The organism is Streptomyces mauvecolor (assembly GCF_039532965.1).
GTDB classification, from domain to species: Bacteria; Actinomycetota; Actinomycetes; order Streptomycetales; family Streptomycetaceae; genus Streptomyces; species Streptomyces violascens.
On sequence record NZ_BAAASQ010000008.1, the window covers coordinates 295021 to 311787 of the forward strand.

Here is a 16767-nt window from a genome sequence, read left to right on the forward strand (position 1 = left end):
CGGCGGCTGTCCCGCGCACCGCCCGACCACTTCCCTGATCCGGCCGGCCTGCAGCCGCACCCGACGCCCGCGCGACGGTGACGCCGCCTCGGCCGGCGGTTGGGGTCTGCCGACCGAGCCGCCTTACGCCTTGGCCTCCTGCTGGATCTTGATCAGGTTGCCGGAGGGGTCGCGGAAGCCGCAGTCGCGAGGCCCCCACGGCTGGTCGATGGGCTCCTGGAGCACCTCGGCGCCCGAGGCTCGTACCTTTTCGAAGGTCGTGTCGAGATCGTCCGTCCTGAAGACCCACATCGGCAGGACACCCTTGGTGAGCAGCTCCTGCATGGCATCGCCGTCAGCCTGGGAACGGCCGGCGTGCGGCTCCGAAAGGACGATCTCAAGCCCCGGCTGGGTCGGGCTGCCGAGGGTGACCCAGCGGAATCCGCCGGATGCGACGTCGTTGCGCACTTCGAGGCCGAGCGCGTCACGGTAGAAGCCGAGCGACTCGTCCACGTCGTTGACGGTGATGTGGCAGTACTGGAGTGCGATGGTCATGCCGTCAACGTTAGGCGGCGGCGTTGTCGCCCGCTTCTCGGATCCTGCTCGGTGCGCTCGGAGGATTTCTGGTCGGCCGGGTGCGCACCTTCGCCACGCACGCCGGCATCGCCGCGACCGCGTCGTGCCCCCGGCTGCGGTACGCGCTCGGCGTCTCGCCGACCACCTCGGTGAACCGGGAGCTGAACGAACCCAGCGACGTACAGCCGACAGCCATGCACGCGTCGGTCACGCTCATGCCCTCACGCAACAGCGCCATCGCCCGCTCGATCCGGCGGGTCATGAGATAGCTGTACGGGGTCTCGCCGTAGGCGGCCCGGAACTGTCGCGAGAAGTGCGCCGGCGACATGAGCGCATGCTGCGCCATGGTCGGCACGTCGAGAGGTTCGGCGTACTCGCGGTCGATGAGATCCCGCGCTCGGCGCAGGTGCACGAGGTTGGCGAGCTCTTCCGGCGTCATGACATCGACGCTACCACCGGGCACTGACAGGGCGGCTGACCTGCGGGGACGGGTGGGGGGCCAGAGGCGGTCCGCCCCCCCCGCCCTGTGCCCGGGTGCCGTCTGCCTCTGTGTGCAGGCCCGGCCCGTGAACGCCCGACGTATGTGCGCGGCACACATACGTCCCCTCACGGGCCGTCGTCGGACGATGCTCAGCGCTGTGGGTCCGACAGCGTGGAGGGCGGGGCCTCGCGCTGATGCGGGAAGGCGGCCGGGGACGAGAGCGAGGACGGCCCGGGACGGTCCTGCTGGAGGGACACGGTCCGGGTCGGGGCGGGGATCGAGATGCCCTCCGCCCGGTACCGCCGGTGCAGCCGCTTGATGAACTCGTGCTTGATCCGGTACTGGTCGCTGAACTCGCCCACTCCCAGGATCACCGTGAAGTTGATCCTGGAATCCGCGAACGTATGGAAACGGACCGCGGCCTCGTGCCCGGGCAGCGCACCCGTGATGTCCGCCATCACGCCGTCCACCACCTCCAGGGTCACCCGCTCGACGTGCTCCAGGTCGCTGTCGTAGCCGACCCCCACCTGCACCAGGACCGTCAACTCCTGTTCCGGTCGTGTGTAGTTGGTCATGTTCGTACGGGCGAGGCGGCCGTTGGGGATGATCACGAGGTTGTTCGACAGGTTGCGCACCACCGTGTTGCGCCAGTTGATGTCGACGACATAGCCCTCCTCGCCGCTGCTGAGCCGGATGTAGTCACCGGGCTGCACCGTCTTCGACGCCAGGATGTGCACTCCCGCGAAGAGGTTGGCGAGGGTGTCCTGGAGGGCCAGGGCGACCGCGAGGCCGCCCACTCCGAGGGCGGTGAGCAGGGGCGCTATGGAGACGCCCACGGTTTCGAGGGCGACCAGGACGCCCATCGCGACGACCACGACCCGCGTGATGTTGACGAAGATCGTGGCCGAACCGGCCACCCCGGTCCGGGACTGCGCCAGGGACTGGACGAGCCCCGCGACGACCCGGGCCGCGGTGAGGGTGATGACGAGGATGAGCAGGGCGGTCAGCGAATGGTTGACGATGCCCGCGACCCGCGTGGTGAGCGGCAGCGCCGAGGCCGCCACCGCCGTGCCCGCGACCGTGGCCGCCCAGGGTGCGATGGTGCGCAGTGCGTCGACGATGACGTCGTCCCCGGTCCACTGCGTTCTTCGCGCCTGCTTGCCCAGCCATCTCAGCAGTACGCGCAGGAGCAGCCCGGCCGCTATGCCCGCGGCCATCGCTATGGATGCCACCACCCAGTCGTGCAGCACGAGGCTCCGGTTCAACGGACACCCTCCGGGCGGCAAGGGGCCGGGGGTTGAGCGAGGGGCGCCGTCGATCGCCGTATGTGATGTGTCGTCACTTTGTCACCTTGTCGCCTGTCAGACCGTGCTGCCTGGAGCCTCGTTCGGGCGGTACGCACACGGAACGGGCTGCCATCCTGCCCCATGGGCAGAGCGTCCTCGCAGGTGGGCCGGTGTCGGGCCGTCCACGCCGAGGGACTGCCCCGGTGGCGCGGCGTAACTGGTCCGCAGACTTGGGCACTTCTGGCTGACGGGGCGTCACCGCACCAGGTGTCGCCGGCGTCGGCTGCCGCGCCTACCGGAGGCCGGAGAGCGTGAAGACCGTGCGGGCCGTCTCGCGGTCGACTCGGGCCGCCATCTGGCGCAGGGCCGTCTCGCCGCAGCGGAGCACGTCGTGGTCGAGGCTGCTGCGGGCGTCCCGGTCGAGGACGTGCCACATCGGGGGATTGGCGACGAGCACCTTCGGGTCGAGCTCGGCCCGGTGGCCTTCGCTGTCCCGCAGCACCAGACGCTGGGCGACGCCGTCGGACCACCGCACCGACACCAGGCGGTCGGTGCGGATCTCGGTCCGCCGCAGCAGCCCCCGCGAGACCAGGCGGCCGGGCCCCACCGACACCCGGGCGGGCCAGAGCACCACGAACAGCAGGGCGGCGAGAACGACCCACAGCACGGCGCGCACGACACCGAGGGTGCCGGCTCCGGCGTCGATGGCCAGGAGCAGGCCGAGCAGCACTCCCGCGCAGCCCGCCGCCGAGCGGGCCTCGCCGGCCCATGTGGTGTCGTACACCACTGCTTCGGCTCCGCGCCGGGGTGTGGTGCCGTGTTGTCCCGCCACATTGCGGGTGGTCAGTCGTCCCATGGGGGAGGACGCTATGGGCCCGCACCACATATGGCGCCCTACCTTGACGGACGCTGATGTGCCGCCCGCCGGAATTGACGCGCGCCTTACGCCGGGCCGCGGCAGGAAGGCGGATCAGGCCTTTCTCCGGACGGCCGGACAGCGGCATCCTGGAGGTATCAAACGCGGTGAACGGCGGTATACCTACCGGTAAGAAACTTGTCCGCTTCGGTGGGCGTCGGGCCGTGGCCGGGCGCCGTGGACGAGCGTGCACAGTTCTCTTTCCAGGACGGCAGGAGCCCCTCGCGGCCAGGCCCTGTCCCGGCGCGGGAGGCCGCGTCCCGTCCTCATCCTTGTTGAATCCAAATTCTTTGTGTGAACCCAGCCGGTTCCCCCTTTCCCGACCCCTCGGGGGCCGTGGAAGCGATCACCCGAGGAGTGAGGCAATGAACGAGAGGTGCGAGGGGATCGTCCAGTACTTCGATCGTGACAAGGGCTACGGGTTCGTCGTGCCGATGGGGCAGCGCGACGCCATCTACGTGCGCCGGGAGGACATCGAGGGGGAGACCCGGACGCTCTCCGAGGGGCAGCAGGTCTCCTTCGTCATAGAGCTGGGCCGGGGCCGCTTCGAGGCGCGCGCCGTACGGCCGTGAACCGAGCCGTCGTACGCCCGTGAAGGGAGAGCTTCCGCTGTCCGCCGCGCCCTGTCGACCCGGGGCTCGGGCCGGGCCCCCGTCGTGACCCGGGGCGATCACGAGATATCTTGATGTCGAGCAATGTTGCAGACGTGGAGCGGAGCACCCGGTGACTGACTCGACCATCATCTACACCCACACTGACGAGGCGCCGGCCCTGGCGACGCATTCGTTCCTGCCCGTGATCCAGGCGTACGCCTCGACCGCCGGTGTCACTGTGGAGACCCGTGACATCTCTCTCGCGGGTCGCATCATCGCGAGCTTCCCCGAGTTCCTCGAGGAGAGCCAGCGGATCGACGACGCGCTCGCCGAGCTCGGCGAGCTGGCGAAGACGCCCGGCGCGAACATCATCAAGCTGCCGAACGTGTCGGCCTCCATCCCGCAGCTCAAGGCCGCCGTCGCCGAGCTGCAGGGCCAGGGCTACGCGCTGCCGGACTACCCGGACGACCCGCAGAGCGACCAGGACAAGGACGTCCGCGCGCGCTACGACAAGATCAAGGGCAGCGCCGTCAACCCGGTCCTGCGCGAGGGCAACTCCGACCGCCGCGCCCCCGCGTCGGTCAAGAACTACGCCAAGGCCCACCCGCACCGCATGGGCAAGTGGACGTCCGACTCGAAGACGAACGTCGCCACCATGGGCGCCAACGACTTCCGGTCCACCGAGAAGTCTGCGGTCGTCGCCGAGGACGGCTCGCTGCGCATCGAGCTCGCGGCCGCCGACGGCACCACCACCGTGCTGCGCGAGTCCGTACCGGTCCTCGCGGGCGAGGTCGTGGATGCCTCCGTCATGCGCGTGGCCCAGCTGCGCGAGTTCCTCACCGCGCAGATCAGCCGCGCCAAGGCCGAGGGCGTGCTGTTCTCGGTGCACCTCAAGGCCACGATGATGAAGGTCTCCGACCCGATCGTCTTCGGCCACGTGGTGCGCGCCTTCTTCCCGAAGACGTTCGACAAGTACGGTGACGTGCTCGTCGCCGCCGGCCTGTCCCCGAACGACGGCCTCGGCGCCATCCTCAAGGGCCTCGACGGCGTGCCGCACATCGGCGCCGAGATCAAGGCGGCCTTCGAGGCCGAGCTCACCGAGGGCCCGGCCCTCGCCATGGTCGACTCCGACCGCGGCATCACCAACCTGCACGTGCCGTCCGACGTCATCGTCGACGCCTCGATGCCGGCCATGATCCGTACCTCCGGCCACATGTGGGGCCCGGACGGCGCCGAGGCCGACACCCTCGCGGTGCTGCCGGACAGCAGCTACTCCGGCGTGTACCAGGTCGTCATCGACGACTGCCGCGCGCACGGTGCCTTCGACCCGGCCACCATGGGCTCCGTGCCCAACGTCGGCCTGATGGCGCAGAAGGCCGAGGAGTACGGCAGCCACGACAAGACCTTCGAGATCCCGGCCGCGGGCACCGTCCGCCTCGTGGACGCCGCGGGCAACGTGGTCCTGGAGCAGGAGGTCGCCGAGGGCGACATCTTCCGCGCCTGCCAGACCAAGGACCTGCCCATCCAGGACTGGGTCAAGCTCGCCGTCACCCGCGCCCGCGCCACCGGCGACCCGGCCGTGTTCTGGCTCGACGAGGGCCGCGCGCACGACGCCGTGCTCATCGAGAAGGTCCGCACCTACCTCGCCGAGCACGACACCGAGGGCCTGCGGATCGAGATCATGTCGCCGGTCGAGGCGACTGCGTTCTCCCTGGAGCGCATCCGCCGCGGCGAGAACACCATCTCGGTCACCGGCAACGTGCTGCGCGACTACCTGACCGACCTGTTCCCGATCCTGGAGCTGGGCACCAGCGCCAAGATGCTCTCGGTGGTCCCGCTGATGAACGGCGGCGGCCTCTTCGAGACGGGCGCCGGCGGCTCGGCCCCCAAGCACGTTCAGCAGCTGGTCAAGGAGAACTACCTGCGCTGGGACAGCCTGGGCGAGTTCCTCGCGCTCGCGGTCAGCTTCGAGCACCTCGCGACGACCACGGGCAACGCGCGCGCCCAGATCCTCGCCGACACCCTCGACCGCGCCACCGGCACCTTCCTCAACGAGGACAAGTCGCCGAGCCGCAAGCTGGGCGGCATCGACAACCGCGGCAGCCACTTCTACCTCGCCCTGTACTGGGCGCAGGAGCTGGCCAAGCAGACCGAGGACGCGCAGCTCGCGGAGGCGTTCGCGGCCCTGGCCAAGACGCTGACCGAGCAGGAGTCGACCATCGTCGACGAGCTCATCGCGGTGCAGGGCTCGCCGGTCGACATCGGCGGCTACTACCAGCCGGACGCCGCCAAGGCCTCCGCGGTCATGCGCCCCTCGAACACCCTGAACCAGGCCATCGCCACCCTCGCCTGACCCGACTCCCCTACGGGGGACGTGAGTTGAGCACACCGCTGCCCCGGCCGGATTCCCTCCGGCCGGGGCAGCGGTGTTGTGCGGCCCTCACGCGACCGGCGGGCGCAGGCTCTCCAGGTGGGCGTGCAGCACGCTCGCGGAGGTCTCGGGCGCGAGCACGTCCGGATGCAGGGCCGCGCCCAGACCGAGCCCGTCGACGAGCGCGGTGAGCCGCTCGGTTTCCTGATCGAGGTCGAGCCCGGGGCGCACGGCCCCCGATTCGTCGAGGCGTGTCAGGACCCGGCGGACCAGGCTCCGGGCGCCGACCGCCGCTTCCTGGGCGAGGCCGTGGAGCGCCGGGTTGGTGCGGGCGGCGGTGACGAAGTCGATGAAGACGGTGACCTCCGCGCGCCTGCGCTCGTCCAGCGGAAGCAGTTCGCACAGCAGGTCGGCGGCGAGTCGGCGCTGCTCGGCCGCGGGGTGCTCGGCGAGCGTGCCGATCTCCTCAACGCGGCGCAGCAGCCGGCCGCCGACCCGCTCCAGCATCGAGCGCATCGCGAACTCCATCAGCTCCTGCTGGCTCGCGAAGTAGTGCCGCAGGGAGCCGATGTTGAGTCCGGCCTCGTCCGCGACGACGCGCAGCGAGGCCCTCTGGAGTCCTTCGCGTACGACCACTCGGAAAAGGGCGTCGACCACCTCGCGGCGGCGGGCCTCGGGATCCACGTACTTGGGCATGGCCTCTTTGTATCACGCTCGTGATAAATTGTTTTCTATCACAAGCGTGATACAACGTGTCCGACCGGAGGTCCCTCATGGAGACGTATCTCAACCTCATGCTCATCAGGTTCGCGCTGATCGCGGGCGCGGTCGTGGTGCTGGCCCTGCTGGTCTTCGCCGTGGCGCTCGTGCTCAAGCGTCGCGGCCGACTCGGCGAGGCCCGGCGCCTTGCCGAGCCCGCGGCGCGGGCGGCCCTGCGCGCGGCCGCCCGGCGCCTTGAGGGCGGACCCGGCTCCGCCCGGCGCCCGGGCGGCCGACGGTGAACGCCCTCGCGGCCGGCTCTGACGGCCTGGCCCACCACCTGCTCATGGACTTCGCCATCAAGGGCGTGATCGTGGCCGTCGCGGCGGTCGTTCTGGTGCTCGGCATGGTGCTGATCTGGCGCCGGGCCGGACGCCGTCGGGAATGACGCAGTATCAGGAATGTCGCGACATCAGGAATGTCGCGGCGTCGGGAAATGACGTGGCGTCAGGGATCGGGGGATCGTGCATGTCGCGCAACTACGCTCCACAAGCGGCCAGTTGAAGGCAGGCTCAGTGCCCGCCCCCGTCCCCGGCATCCCCCGCCCCATGGCCGTCCGTGTGGTGGTCCGGGTGTACCTCCGGGGCCTCGTCGGTTCGGCGGTGGGTTTCGGAGAGGATGCCGGTCACCGCCACCGCCACCAGGCACGCGGAGATGATCGCCTCGGCCCACAGGAACGCCGCGTAGTCGAGCAGGCAGCCGACCGGTGGGCTGCCCGGGGCCGCGTTGCGGAAGCCGGCCAGAGCGAACAGTGTGGCCGCCATCCACGCCATCGCCGGCCATACGAGCCCCCGGCGCTGGTCGACGATCACCCAGCTGGCGCCGAGCACCGCGAGGGCGAGCCCCCACATGATGAACATCATGAACCAGGCCCAGATGAAGGTGGCCCGCGAGCGGCCGACCCGGATCTCGAACGACACGAACCCGTGGTCCTGGCTGCGGCTGACGATCGTCGGCTTGAAGAACGCGTCCACGTCGCGCAGCGAGACGGCGACCGGCACCTCCTTGCCCGCCGCCTCGGCGGCGAAGCCGATGGAGGTCGAGTACCGGTCGAAGGGGTAGTCCGAGACGGAACCGCCGTCCAGACTCACCTTCACGTCCTGGTACGAGACCTGCCGGCCCGCCTTGAAGTCCAGGCTGCCCCGGATCAGTGACGACGTCTCCACCCTCAGATCGACCGCCGGGGTGTACGGATCGCCCTGCTCCCGCAGCGTGCCCTGGGGGAGCACCAGGACCCGTAGCGTCAGCTCCCGGGCGACCGGGTCGACCTTCTGGATGCTGGTGTCGACATACACGCCGTTCGTCGCCCGCTGGTCGCCCAGGGTGTGCTCCTGCTGGCGCACATCACGCTCGTTGAAGTACAGCAGCACCCCCACGATGGCGGCCAGCAGGATCACGAGCAGCGAAATGAGGTGACGTACGAAGTATTTGCCCGGTCTGAAACGTGCCATAGGCGAATGAATACACCCCGGGGGACACGGTGGTCCGGCGGACGCGGGGCCGGGCGCGTTCCTCCGGCCCCGCCCGAGCGATCACACGTGGCGCGGCAGCCGGACCGTCAGCGAGTAGAGGCGGGTGATCTGCGCCGGGTTCTCGTTGTCGTCGCTGACCAGGAGCAGCCGCAGCCGGCCGTCCCAGGTGCGGCCGGTGACGGCCACACCCTCGATGTTGTCGAGCAGCGGGTTGGGCTGCGGCTGCTTGGCCGTCGCGCCGAGCGAGGGGCAGGCGGCGAGGTCGGCGAGCAGCGTCTTGCGCATCGTCTTGGCCGTGCCCGGCAGGTTCTGGACGCCACTGACATCGCTCGCGCCGCGCGGGTCGGCGAGGAAGAGGCGTACCGAATTGCCTACGCCCGCGGTGAAGCCGCGCTCCAGGACGAGCAGCCGGCCGTCGCCCGTCGCGGTGATCTCGGACACGCCCGCGTTCGGTTCGACGGGGTAGGCGTACTGCCCGGCGAGCGCGAACTCGCCCTTCGCGCCGCCCCGGTGCCAGGTCTGGAACCGTACGAGCGAATGGCCGGCCGCGTCCTTGCCGTCACCTGACAGAGGGGCCTCCATGGAGGCGATCAGGGTGTGGCCGCCGGGCTGCAGGGCGAGGCCCTCGAACGTCGCGTTGGTGACGGCGCGTCCGGCCGGGGCGACGCGCAGCGCGCCGGGGACGGGCAGGCGGGCCAGGAGCTTGCCGTCGCGGTCGTAGCGGCGTACGGACGGCTCGACCTCGGAGGTGATCAGGCGGGTGCCGTCGCGCTCGACGACCACGGCCTCCGAGTCGAGCTGCCTGCCCTGTTCGTCGGCGAGCGGCACGACGTGGACGGGGGCGGCCACCGGGCCCTTGCCCACCGTGAGGCTGAACAACTGCGAACGGTCGGACAGCGCCGCGACAGTGCCGTCGGTGTCCACGGCCAGACCGGACAGATTGCCGACGACCGTGCCCTGATACAGCGTTTTGTCCAGACCGTCGTAGAAGCCGTCGATGGCCGTGGACGCGGAGCAGGCGTGCGGGGTGCGCGCGGGCGCCCTTTCTGCGGCGGTCGCATCGGTGACGGTCACGGATGCGGCGACGGCCAAAGACGCGGTCGCGGCGGTGACGACGGTGCGCAGACGCACGGGGTTCCTCCCAAGTCGGATGCGGCGGTGCCGACACCGTAGATCAGCTTGTGTGACGGGTGAGTTGAGTTCCGCCATCCTGCGCGGGAACGCTGGACTGCCGGTCGGCTCAGGGACCGGAACGGACATTCCGCCTTCGCGTGCTCGCCGGGCGTGGGCCGGTCGCGGCCGCAAACTGCTCGTGAGCTGCGCCCCTGGCGGATCGGGAGGGTCGCTGGGCCACTTATCCTGAGCCACTCAGTCCGTACCCGGTGTCCTGGCCGCACAACTTGTCCTTGGAGTCCGCCTTGAGGGTAAATCTCCGTTCCCGAGTCACCATGTGGCTCGGGCGCTCCTACCTTGCCAGGATCCAGAAACGCGGTATCGGCCCCGGCACGATCTCACTGCTGCCCGACGCACTGCTCATGCCGCTGCGCCGGGACGGACTCGATCCAGTGACCGAGCTGACCGCACGGCAGGCCGAGGAGCCGGTCAGCAAGGTGCCGCTGCCCTTCGGGATGGACGCCTGGGTCGTCACCGGCCACGACGCCGTCAAGGCCGTGCTCGGCTCCACCGACGGGTTCAGCAACGACTTCACCCACCTCGCGGGCAACGCGGGCGTCGTCGAGGAGCAGCACCCGGGCGGGCTCGGGTTCAGCGATCCGCCGGTGCACACCCGGTTGCGCCGCATCCTGACGCCCGAGTTCACCATGCGGCGCCTGCGCCGGCTGACCCCGCGCATCGACGCCCTCGTCGAGGAGCGGCTCGACGCGATGGAGGCCGCGGACGGGCCCGTCGACCTGGTGGAGGCGTTCGCGCTGCCCATCCCCTCGCTGACCATCTGCGAACTGCTCGGCGTGCCGTACGAGGACCGGAACGACTTCCAGCAGCTCGCCATGGAGCGCTTCGACCTGTTCGGCGGGGCGACCGCCCCGTTCGGCGCGATGTCCGCCTCCATGTCCTACTTCCGGGACGTCGTCAAGAAGCAGCGGGAGAACCCGGGCGACGGCCTCCTCGGCATGATCGTCAAGGAGCACGGCGACAGCGTCGGCGACGACGAACTCGCGGGCCTCGCCGACGGTGTGCTCACCGGCGGGTTCGAGACCACCGCGAGCATGCTGGCGCTCGGCTCCCTCGTCCTGCTCCAGGACCCGGACGCCTTCGCGCGAATAGCGCACGACGAGGCTGCGGCCGCCACGTTCGTCGAGGAGGCGCTGCGCTACCTCACCGTCGTCCAGCTGGCCTTCCCGCGCTTCGCCCGCGAGGACGTCGAGATCGCGGGCGTGCTCATCCCCAAGGGCGACATGGTGCTCTGCTCGCTCAGCGGCGCCAACCGCGACGCCGCGTTCACCCCGGACGGCGGCCGCTTCGACGCCCACCGCAAGGCGAGCGGCCATCTCGCGTTCGGCTACGGCATCCACCGCTGCATCGGCGCGGAACTGGCCCGTATGGAACTGCGCGCCGCCTTCCCCGCCCTGGTCCGCCGCTTCCCCGAGATGCGCCTGGCCGTACCGGCGGAGGAACTCGCCTTCCGCAAGCTGTCGATCGTGTACGGGGTCGAGTCGCTGCCGGTACGGCTGCGGGGCTGACGGCGCGCGCCCGGGCCGGAGCCCGGGCGGCGCGACCGGTTCAGCCGACCGTGAGCGCGGTGTCGTCGATCACGAACGACGTCTGGAGCTTGGACCCCTCGGTGGCGGTGAACTTGAGGGTCACCGTCTGCCCCGCATAGGCCCCGAGGTCGAAGGTGCGCGGGGCGTAGCCGCTCGCCGCGTCCACGTTGGAGTACGTGGCGAGGGTGCCCAGAACCGTCCCGCTGCCGTTCAGCACCTGGACCTTGAGGGTGTCGTACGCCGTGCTCGACGTCTCGGCCGTGTCGATGTGCAGCTGGAAGGCGAGCGAGGCCGCGCAGCCGGCCGGGATCGTCACCGTCTGGGCCAGGGTGTCGGTGTGCGCGCTGCCCCTGCCGCCGAGCCAGGCCTTGTACGCGCCGGTGCGGGCGGGCTCGCCGCTGCTGGTGTTGATGATGCCGCTGGTGGCCGTCCAGCCCGAACTCCCCGATTCGAAGCCGGGGTTGGCGAGCAGCTGGGCCGCCGTGCACGGCGTGGGGTCGCCGCCGTCGCCGCTGCCGGCCGCGCCCGAGAGCCACTCGGTGGCGTTCAGGGCGAGCGCGGCATCGGTGCCCGCCGGGTCGTTCCAGCCGTCGTACAGGGTGTTGCCCGACTGGCCGGTGCCGTCGTCGATGGGCGAGCTGTCGCCCCAGAATGCGACCCGGCCACTGCCGAAGGTGCTGGTGGCGAAGAAGGCGCCGGTGTTGCCGGAGGAACCGGTGCGGTAGACCAGGCCCTTGACGGCCGGGTTGTCGGACGGCTTGAGGGTGACGGTGGTGCCGTTGCGGATGATGCTGCCGGTCACCTTGCCGAACGAGCCGTTCAGGACCGGGTCGGCCGAGTCGGCGATGGCCCGGGGATTGTCGGTGCCGATGTTGAGCGAGTCCACGGAGAAGCCGAACGGATCCGTGCTGTCCACGCTGTTGTTGGACATCAGGTCGTTGATGACCTTCACCGCGTCCGCGCCGTCGTTGTTGCGGTCGGAGCCGGTGTGGTCGGATATGAGGAACAGGCCGCCGCCGTTCTTCACGAACTGCATCACGGCGGTCTTCTCCGCCGCGCTGAGCAGCACGTTCGGCTCCGGCATCACGAACGTGTCGAAGTTCTTCAGATCCGTGGCCGACGACGTGCCGTACGTGATCGTGCCGCCGGAAGGCAGCGTCTTCAGGGCATAGTTGCCGGTCTTCTGCAGCGCCACGCCCCATGAGGACAGCGCCCCGGTCCAGTCGTCCTCGGACTGGGGCGAGGGGTTCTCGCCGAGCGGGTCCGGCTGGCTGGTGCTGATGATCCAGTCGGCGTTGCCGGCGGTCTCCGCCTTGGAGTTGTCGAACAGGACGCGGTGGGGAGTGGCCGCGGCGACGGCGGGCGCGGCGCCCGCCTGGATGGCGGTCCCCGCGATCAGGGTGGCGGAGAGGGCCAGACCGCCGATGATGCGGCGGCGGGATCTGGGGCGGGGGAACCTGCTCGTTCCGAGCATCCGGCGTACCTCCAGGTATGAGGGGGGAGAGGCGGTGCGGCGCCAAGTCTTCGCGCGTAGATGGTTGTTCGCTGAACGTCCATGCCACGGGCGACTGAACGGTACATGGCAAGAAGGGGAGTGAGGCAAGCCCTCGGACCTTGTCCCTGTGCGAGTCGGGCCCGCGCCGCAACTGTGTCAGTGCCGCCTCGTGGTAGCCCCCTTGGCAGCGACAGTGCAATGTGAAATATTACTGCTGCCCTCACGGGGAACTCCTCGGACGTCTCGCCGTCGGTGCCGAAGGTGCGGACGGCGCCGATTCCAGGGCGGAGGGCGGCAGTTGACCTGTGCGTTCCCCGTGGGTACGGCACACGCACCAGTAAAATGTCACACATTAGAAAGGGCTTCCGTCGTGACCGCCACCACCTGGAACACCACCCGCCCCTGGCGCGGCATCATGGTCGCCACCGTGCTGCCGCTGCGCGACGACCTGTCCGTCGACTACGACGCGTACGCCGAGCATGTCCGCCGGCTGATCGACAACGGATGCGACGGGGTCGTTCCGAACGGCTCGCTCGGCGAGTACCAGACGCTCACCGACGAGGAGCGCGCCCTGGTGGTCCGCACCGCCGTCGACGCGGCGGGCGACGGCGCGCGGGTCATGCCAGGCGTCGCCGCCTACGGCAGCGCCGAAGCGAGGCGCTGGGCCGAGCAGGCGGGGGAGGCGGGCTGCGGCTCGGTGCTGCTGCTGCCGCCCAACGCCTACCGGGCCGATGAGACGGCCGTCCGCGCCCACTACGCGGAAGTCGCCAAGGCCGGGGTGCCCGTCGTCGCCTACAACAACCCCATCGACACCAAGGTCGACCTGAATCCCGCGCTGCTGGCCCGCCTCCACCGGGACGGCAGCGTCGTCGCCGTCAAGGAGTTCAGCGGCGATGTGCGCAGGGCGTACGAGATCGGTGAACTCGCCCCGGACCTCGACCTGTTGATCGGCGCCGACGACGTCCTGCTCGAACTCGCGACGGCCGGTGCGGTGGGCTGGATCGCCGGCTACCCCAACGCCCTCCCCACCAGCTGCGCCGAGCTCTACCACGCGGCCGTCGCCGGTGATCTGAAGACCGCGCTGCCGCTGTACAAGTCCCTGCACTCGCTGCTGCGCTGGGACTCCAGGACCGAGTTCGTGCAGTCCATCAAGCTGTCGATGGACATCGTCGGCCGCCACGGCGGCCCCACCCGCCCGCCGCGCTTCCCGCTCACCGGCGAGATCGAGGCCGAGGTACGGGCCGCCACCGAGAAGGCCGTCGCCAACGGTCACCTCTGACCCCCTCGGCCCAGGACGATCCCCGGTGCCACCACGGCCGGGCTGTGGCCGCCGGCGGCGAACCGCGGACCGGCCGGGATCGACGCCACGCCGGACCGGCCCGTTCATCGCACCTCCCAGACCCGGACCACCCCTTCCCCGGAGGCTTCCTCCCATGACCACCGCCGTCTCCTTCCTCACCTCCCGCAATCCGGCCGACCCCACGGATGTACTCGTCTCGATCCCCTCTCCCGGCGCCTTCGCCGTGGTGGACGCCGTGGAGCGGGCCCGCGCGGCCCAGGCCGGCTGGCTCACCGGCGGTGCGGCCGCCCGGTCGGCCTCGCTCGGCGCGGTCGCGGCCGCCGTCGAGGCCGCCGCCGACGAGCTCGCCGCTCTCGCCGTGCGCGAGGTCGGCAAGCCGCTCGCCGAGGCCAGGGCCGAGGTAGCGCGGACCGCCGAGATCTGGCGGTACTACGCCCAGGCCCCGTACGAGCCCACCGGCAGCGTCCACGAACCCGCCGCCGGCGCCGGGCTGTTGCTGAGCCGCCGCCGCCCGTACGGAGTGGCCGGGCTCATCACGCCCTGGAACTTTCCGCTCGCCATCCCGACCTGGAAGGCTGCCCCGGCGCTCGCCGCGGGCAACGCGGTCGTCCTCAAGCCCGCCCCCGAGGCGACGGCGTGCGCCCAGCGTCTCGGCGAGATCGTCCGACAGGCCCTGCCCGCCGGGGTGTTCACGGTTCTTCCCGGCGGAGCCGGCGAAGGCAACGCGCTGGTCTCGGCGGCCGACGTCGTCTCCTTCACCGGTTCGACCGGTGCCGGTCAGGCGGTCGTGCGCGCCGCCACCGCCCGGGGCGTCCCGGTCCAGGCCGAGATGGGAGGTCTGAACGCGGCCGTCGTCCTGCCGGACGCGGACATCGACCGGGCCGCGGCCCACATCGCCGCCGCGATCGCCGGATTCGCGGGTCAGAAGTGCACCGCCACCAGCCGAGTGATCGCGGTCGGCGCCGCGCACGCCCCGCTGCGCGAGGCGCTCACCGAAGTGCTGCGAGACCTCCCGGTGGGCGACCCGGCCGACCCCACCACCGTGTGCGGTCCGCTCATCAGCGAATACGCGCGTGATCAGGTCGCCGAGGCCTGGCATGGACTACGTGCCACGACGGGCGGCACGGTGCCCAAGGGGCCCGGCTGGTACGCGGCCCCGACCCTGGTCGAGCAGGTCCCCGCCGGGCATCGGCTGCTGCGCGAGGAGGTGTTCGGGCCGGTGGCCGCGCTGCTGCCCGCCGACGATCTCGCCCATGCGGTCAGGATCACCAACGCGGTTCCGTACGGCCTGGTCACCTCGGTGCACACCGCGGATCTGGACACGGCGCTGGGAGGGCTGGACCGCATCGACACCGGCATGATCCGGATCAACGCCCCGTCCACCGGAGCCGACTTCCACCTTCCGTTCGGGGGCGCCAAGGCATCCGGCCACGGGCCCCGCGAACAGGGCCGTGCGGCTCTGGAGTTCTACACCTCCAGCCGCACCTACACCCTCTCCCCCGCGAAACCGATGTGACATCGGATGACGGCGAGGAATCCATGAACCCCGCGTACGCGACCGTCGACCACGTCTTCACCGTCCCGCTGGACCACACGGCCCCGCACGGCCCGACCATCGAGGTCTTCGCCCGCGAGGTCGCCGACCGCGGCCGGGCCGGCGAGCGCCTGCCCTGGCTGCTCTACCTTCAGGGCGGGCCCGGCGGCAAGTCGCCTCGCCCCTCGGCGGGTTCGCCCGGCTGGCTGCCCCAGGCGCTCAGGACCCACCGGGTGCTCCTCCTCGACCAGCGCGGTACCGGCCGCTCCACCCCCGTCACCGCCCGGGCGGCCGCCCGCTTCGCCTCGCCCGCCCAACTCGCCCACCACCTCGGTCACTTCCGTGCCGACGCGATCGTGGCGGACGCCGAGCTGATCCGCCGGGAACTGTGCGACGGCGAACCCTGGGAGACGCTCGGCCAGAGCTACGGCGGCTTCATCACCCTCACCTACCTGTCGCAGGCGCCCGAAGGGCTGCGGGCGTGCTACGTGACCGGCGGTCTGCCCGGCCTCGCCGCCACCGCCGACGATGTGTACGCGCGCACCTACCCCCGCGTGCGCGACCGCGTCCTCGACTTCTACGCCCGCTACCCGGCCGACGCCCCGCGCCTTCGCGAGATCGCGGACCTGCTCGCCGCGACCGACGTCCGGCTGCCCGACGGGGACAGGCTCACCGTCCGGCGCCTGCGCACCCTCGGCCTCGCCCTCGGCATGGGCGACGGGTTCGAGCGGCTGCACTGGCTCCTCGACGAAGCCCTGGACGCGGAGGGCGAGTTGACCGCCACCTTCCTCCACCAGGTGATGGGCCTCACCGGCTTCGCCGACAACCCGCTGTTCGTCGTCATGCAGGAGTCGCTCTTCGCGCAGGGGGCGGGCGGCCCGACCGGCTGGGCGGCCGACCGCGCGCTCGCCGGCTTCCCCGAGTTCGCCGAGGACGCGGACCCGCTCCTGCTCACCGGCGAGATGATGTACCCCTGGATGGTCCGGGAGATCGCGGGCCTGCGTCCCTTCGGAGACGCCGCGGACCTGCTGGCCGCCCGCGCCGACTGGCGCCCCCTGTACGACCCGGACCGGCTCGCCTCCAACGAGGTCCCCGTCGCTGCGATCGTCTACCACGACGACATGTACGTGGACGCCGGGCTCTCCCTGCGCACCGCACGCGAGGTCGGCGCCACCCGCGTGTGGGTCACCAACGAGTGGGAGCACGACGGCGTCTCGGCCTCCGGGGGCCGCGTGCTCGCCCGCCTCATGGACCTGGCCGCGGGCCGAGCCTGAACCGTCACCGC

The 16767-nt window shown here is 70.9% G+C and carries 16 protein-coding genes; 8 read left to right on the forward strand and 8 right to left on the reverse strand.

Annotated features, from left to right (window positions below; translation table 11 throughout):
- Positions 1 to 123: 123 nt before the first annotated feature.
- The 4 genes from ABD346_RS09230 to ABD346_RS09245 all read right to left on the reverse strand — a co-directional run bounded on the left by ABD346_RS09230 (position 124) and on the right by ABD346_RS09245 (position 3178).
- Positions 124 to 534, reverse strand: a complete 411-nt coding sequence (locus tag ABD346_RS09230) for a VOC family protein (protein WP_344373675.1) — start codon at positions 532 to 534, stop codon at positions 124 to 126.
- A 10-nt stretch (positions 535 to 544) separates the two neighbouring features.
- Positions 545 to 994 (reverse strand): helix-turn-helix transcriptional regulator, encoded by a 450-nt coding sequence (locus ABD346_RS09235; RefSeq protein ID WP_344373677.1) that lies wholly within the window; start codon positions 992 to 994, stop codon positions 545 to 547.
- A gap of 191 nt (positions 995 to 1185) precedes the next feature.
- The gene (locus ABD346_RS09240; protein WP_344373678.1) at positions 1186 to 2301 is read right to left on the reverse strand and encodes a mechanosensitive ion channel family protein; all 1116 of its coding nucleotides are present in this window, start codon (positions 2299 to 2301) and stop codon (positions 1186 to 1188) included.
- A gap of 313 nt (positions 2302 to 2614) precedes the next feature.
- Positions 2615 to 3178: a hypothetical protein gene (locus ABD346_RS09245; RefSeq protein WP_344373679.1), complete on the reverse strand. Its 564-nt coding sequence runs from the start codon at positions 3176 to 3178 to the stop codon at positions 2615 to 2617.
- A 425-nt stretch (positions 3179 to 3603) separates the two neighbouring features.
- Between ABD346_RS09245 and ABD346_RS09250 the strand changes: the two genes are divergently transcribed.
- Both ABD346_RS09250 and ABD346_RS09255 read left to right on the forward strand, forming a co-directional pair.
- On the forward strand, positions 3604 to 3810 hold the full coding sequence (locus ABD346_RS09250) for a cold shock domain-containing protein (protein WP_344373680.1): 207 nt from the start codon (positions 3604 to 3606) through the stop codon (positions 3808 to 3810).
- A gap of 151 nt (positions 3811 to 3961) precedes the next feature.
- On the forward strand, positions 3962 to 6184 hold the full coding sequence (locus ABD346_RS09255; RefSeq protein WP_344373681.1) for an NADP-dependent isocitrate dehydrogenase: 2223 nt from the start codon (positions 3962 to 3964) through the stop codon (positions 6182 to 6184).
- A gap of 87 nt (positions 6185 to 6271) precedes the next feature.
- Here the strand turns inward: ABD346_RS09255 and ABD346_RS09260 are convergent, their stop codons facing one another.
- The gene (locus ABD346_RS09260; RefSeq protein WP_344373682.1) at positions 6272 to 6898 is read right to left on the reverse strand and encodes a TetR/AcrR family transcriptional regulator; all 627 of its coding nucleotides are present in this window, start codon (positions 6896 to 6898) and stop codon (positions 6272 to 6274) included.
- Positions 6899 to 6975: 77 nt separating this feature from the next.
- Between ABD346_RS09260 and ABD346_RS09265 the strand changes: the two genes are divergently transcribed.
- Together ABD346_RS09265 and ABD346_RS09270 are read left to right on the forward strand one after the other, a co-directional pair.
- Positions 6976 to 7203, forward strand: coding sequence for a hypothetical protein (locus tag ABD346_RS09265; RefSeq protein WP_344373683.1), 228 nt, complete (start codon positions 6976 to 6978; stop codon positions 7201 to 7203).
- On the forward strand, positions 7200 to 7349 hold the full coding sequence (locus ABD346_RS09270; protein WP_344373684.1) for a hypothetical protein: 150 nt from the start codon (positions 7200 to 7202) through the stop codon (positions 7347 to 7349). Before ABD346_RS09265 ends, ABD346_RS09270 begins: the two co-directional genes overlap by 4 nt.
- Positions 7350 to 7473: 124 nt before the next feature.
- Here the strand turns inward: ABD346_RS09270 and ABD346_RS09275 are convergent, their stop codons facing one another.
- Together ABD346_RS09275 and ABD346_RS09280 are read right to left on the reverse strand one after the other, a co-directional pair.
- Positions 7474 to 8412, reverse strand: coding sequence for a DUF4436 family protein (locus ABD346_RS09275; RefSeq protein WP_344373685.1), 939 nt, complete (start codon positions 8410 to 8412; stop codon positions 7474 to 7476).
- 81 nt (positions 8413 to 8493) lie between these two features.
- A complete protein-coding gene (locus ABD346_RS09280) occupies positions 8494 to 9564 on the reverse strand; it encodes an esterase-like activity of phytase family protein (protein ID WP_344373686.1) in 1071 nt (356 codons plus the stop codon).
- 317 nt (positions 9565 to 9881) lie between these two features.
- On the opposite strand from ABD346_RS09280, the gene ABD346_RS09285 reads away from it, so the two are divergent.
- Entirely contained in the window at positions 9882 to 11132 is a 1251-nt protein-coding gene (locus ABD346_RS09285) for a cytochrome P450 (RefSeq protein ID WP_344374443.1), read from the forward strand.
- A gap of 40 nt (positions 11133 to 11172) precedes the next feature.
- Here ABD346_RS09285 and ABD346_RS09290 read toward each other — a convergent pair whose 3' ends face one another.
- Positions 11173 to 12627, reverse strand: a complete 1455-nt coding sequence (locus tag ABD346_RS09290) for a hydrolase (protein ID WP_344373688.1) — start codon at positions 12625 to 12627, stop codon at positions 11173 to 11175.
- Between the two features lie 391 nt (positions 12628 to 13018).
- Between ABD346_RS09290 and ABD346_RS09295 the strand changes: the two genes are divergently transcribed.
- From ABD346_RS09295 to ABD346_RS09305, 3 genes are all read left to right on the forward strand, one after another.
- A complete protein-coding gene (locus tag ABD346_RS09295; protein WP_344373689.1) occupies positions 13019 to 13927 on the forward strand; it encodes a dihydrodipicolinate synthase family protein in 909 nt (302 codons plus the stop codon).
- Positions 13928 to 14081: 154 nt separating this feature from the next.
- A complete protein-coding gene (locus tag ABD346_RS09300; RefSeq protein WP_344373690.1) occupies positions 14082 to 15464 on the forward strand; it encodes an aldehyde dehydrogenase family protein in 1383 nt (460 codons plus the stop codon).
- Positions 15465 to 15487: 23 nt separating this feature from the next.
- The gene (locus tag ABD346_RS09305; protein ID WP_344373691.1) at positions 15488 to 16756 is read left to right on the forward strand and encodes an alpha/beta fold hydrolase; all 1269 of its coding nucleotides are present in this window, start codon (positions 15488 to 15490) and stop codon (positions 16754 to 16756) included.
- Positions 16757 to 16767: the final 11 nt, after the last annotated feature.

What these genes read in the sequence shown, in the direction of transcription:
- ABD346_RS09250 (WP_344373680.1), top strand. Translation starts at nt 3,604, where the DNA reads ATGAACGAGAGGTGCGAGGGGATCGTCCAGTACTTCGATCGTGACAAG.
- ABD346_RS09290 (WP_344373688.1), bottom strand. Translation starts at nt 12,627, where the DNA reads ATGCTCGGAACGAGCAGGTTCCCCCGCCCCAGATCCCGCCGCCGCATC.
- ABD346_RS09305 (WP_344373691.1), top strand. Translation starts at nt 15,488, where the DNA reads ATGAACCCCGCGTACGCGACCGTCGACCACGTCTTCACCGTCCCGCTG.
- ABD346_RS09265 (WP_344373683.1), top strand. Translation starts at nt 6,976, where the DNA reads ATGGAGACGTATCTCAACCTCATGCTCATCAGGTTCGCGCTGATCGCG.
- ABD346_RS09230 (WP_344373675.1), bottom strand. Translation starts at nt 534, where the DNA reads ATGACCATCGCACTCCAGTACTGCCACATCACCGTCAACGACGTGGAC.
- ABD346_RS09285 (WP_344374443.1), top strand. Translation starts at nt 9,882, where the DNA reads ATGTGGCTCGGGCGCTCCTACCTTGCCAGGATCCAGAAACGCGGTATC.
- ABD346_RS09275 (WP_344373685.1), bottom strand. Translation starts at nt 8,412, where the DNA reads ATGGCACGTTTCAGACCGGGCAAATACTTCGTACGTCACCTCATTTCG.
- ABD346_RS09260 (WP_344373682.1), bottom strand. Translation starts at nt 6,898, where the DNA reads ATGCCCAAGTACGTGGATCCCGAGGCCCGCCGCCGCGAGGTGGTCGAC.
- ABD346_RS09235 (WP_344373677.1), bottom strand. Translation starts at nt 994, where the DNA reads ATGACGCCGGAAGAGCTCGCCAACCTCGTGCACCTGCGCCGAGCGCGG.
- ABD346_RS09300 (WP_344373690.1), top strand. Translation starts at nt 14,082, where the DNA reads ATGACCACCGCCGTCTCCTTCCTCACCTCCCGCAATCCGGCCGACCCC.
- ABD346_RS09245 (WP_344373679.1), bottom strand. Translation starts at nt 3,178, where the DNA reads ATGGGACGACTGACCACCCGCAATGTGGCGGGACAACACGGCACCACA.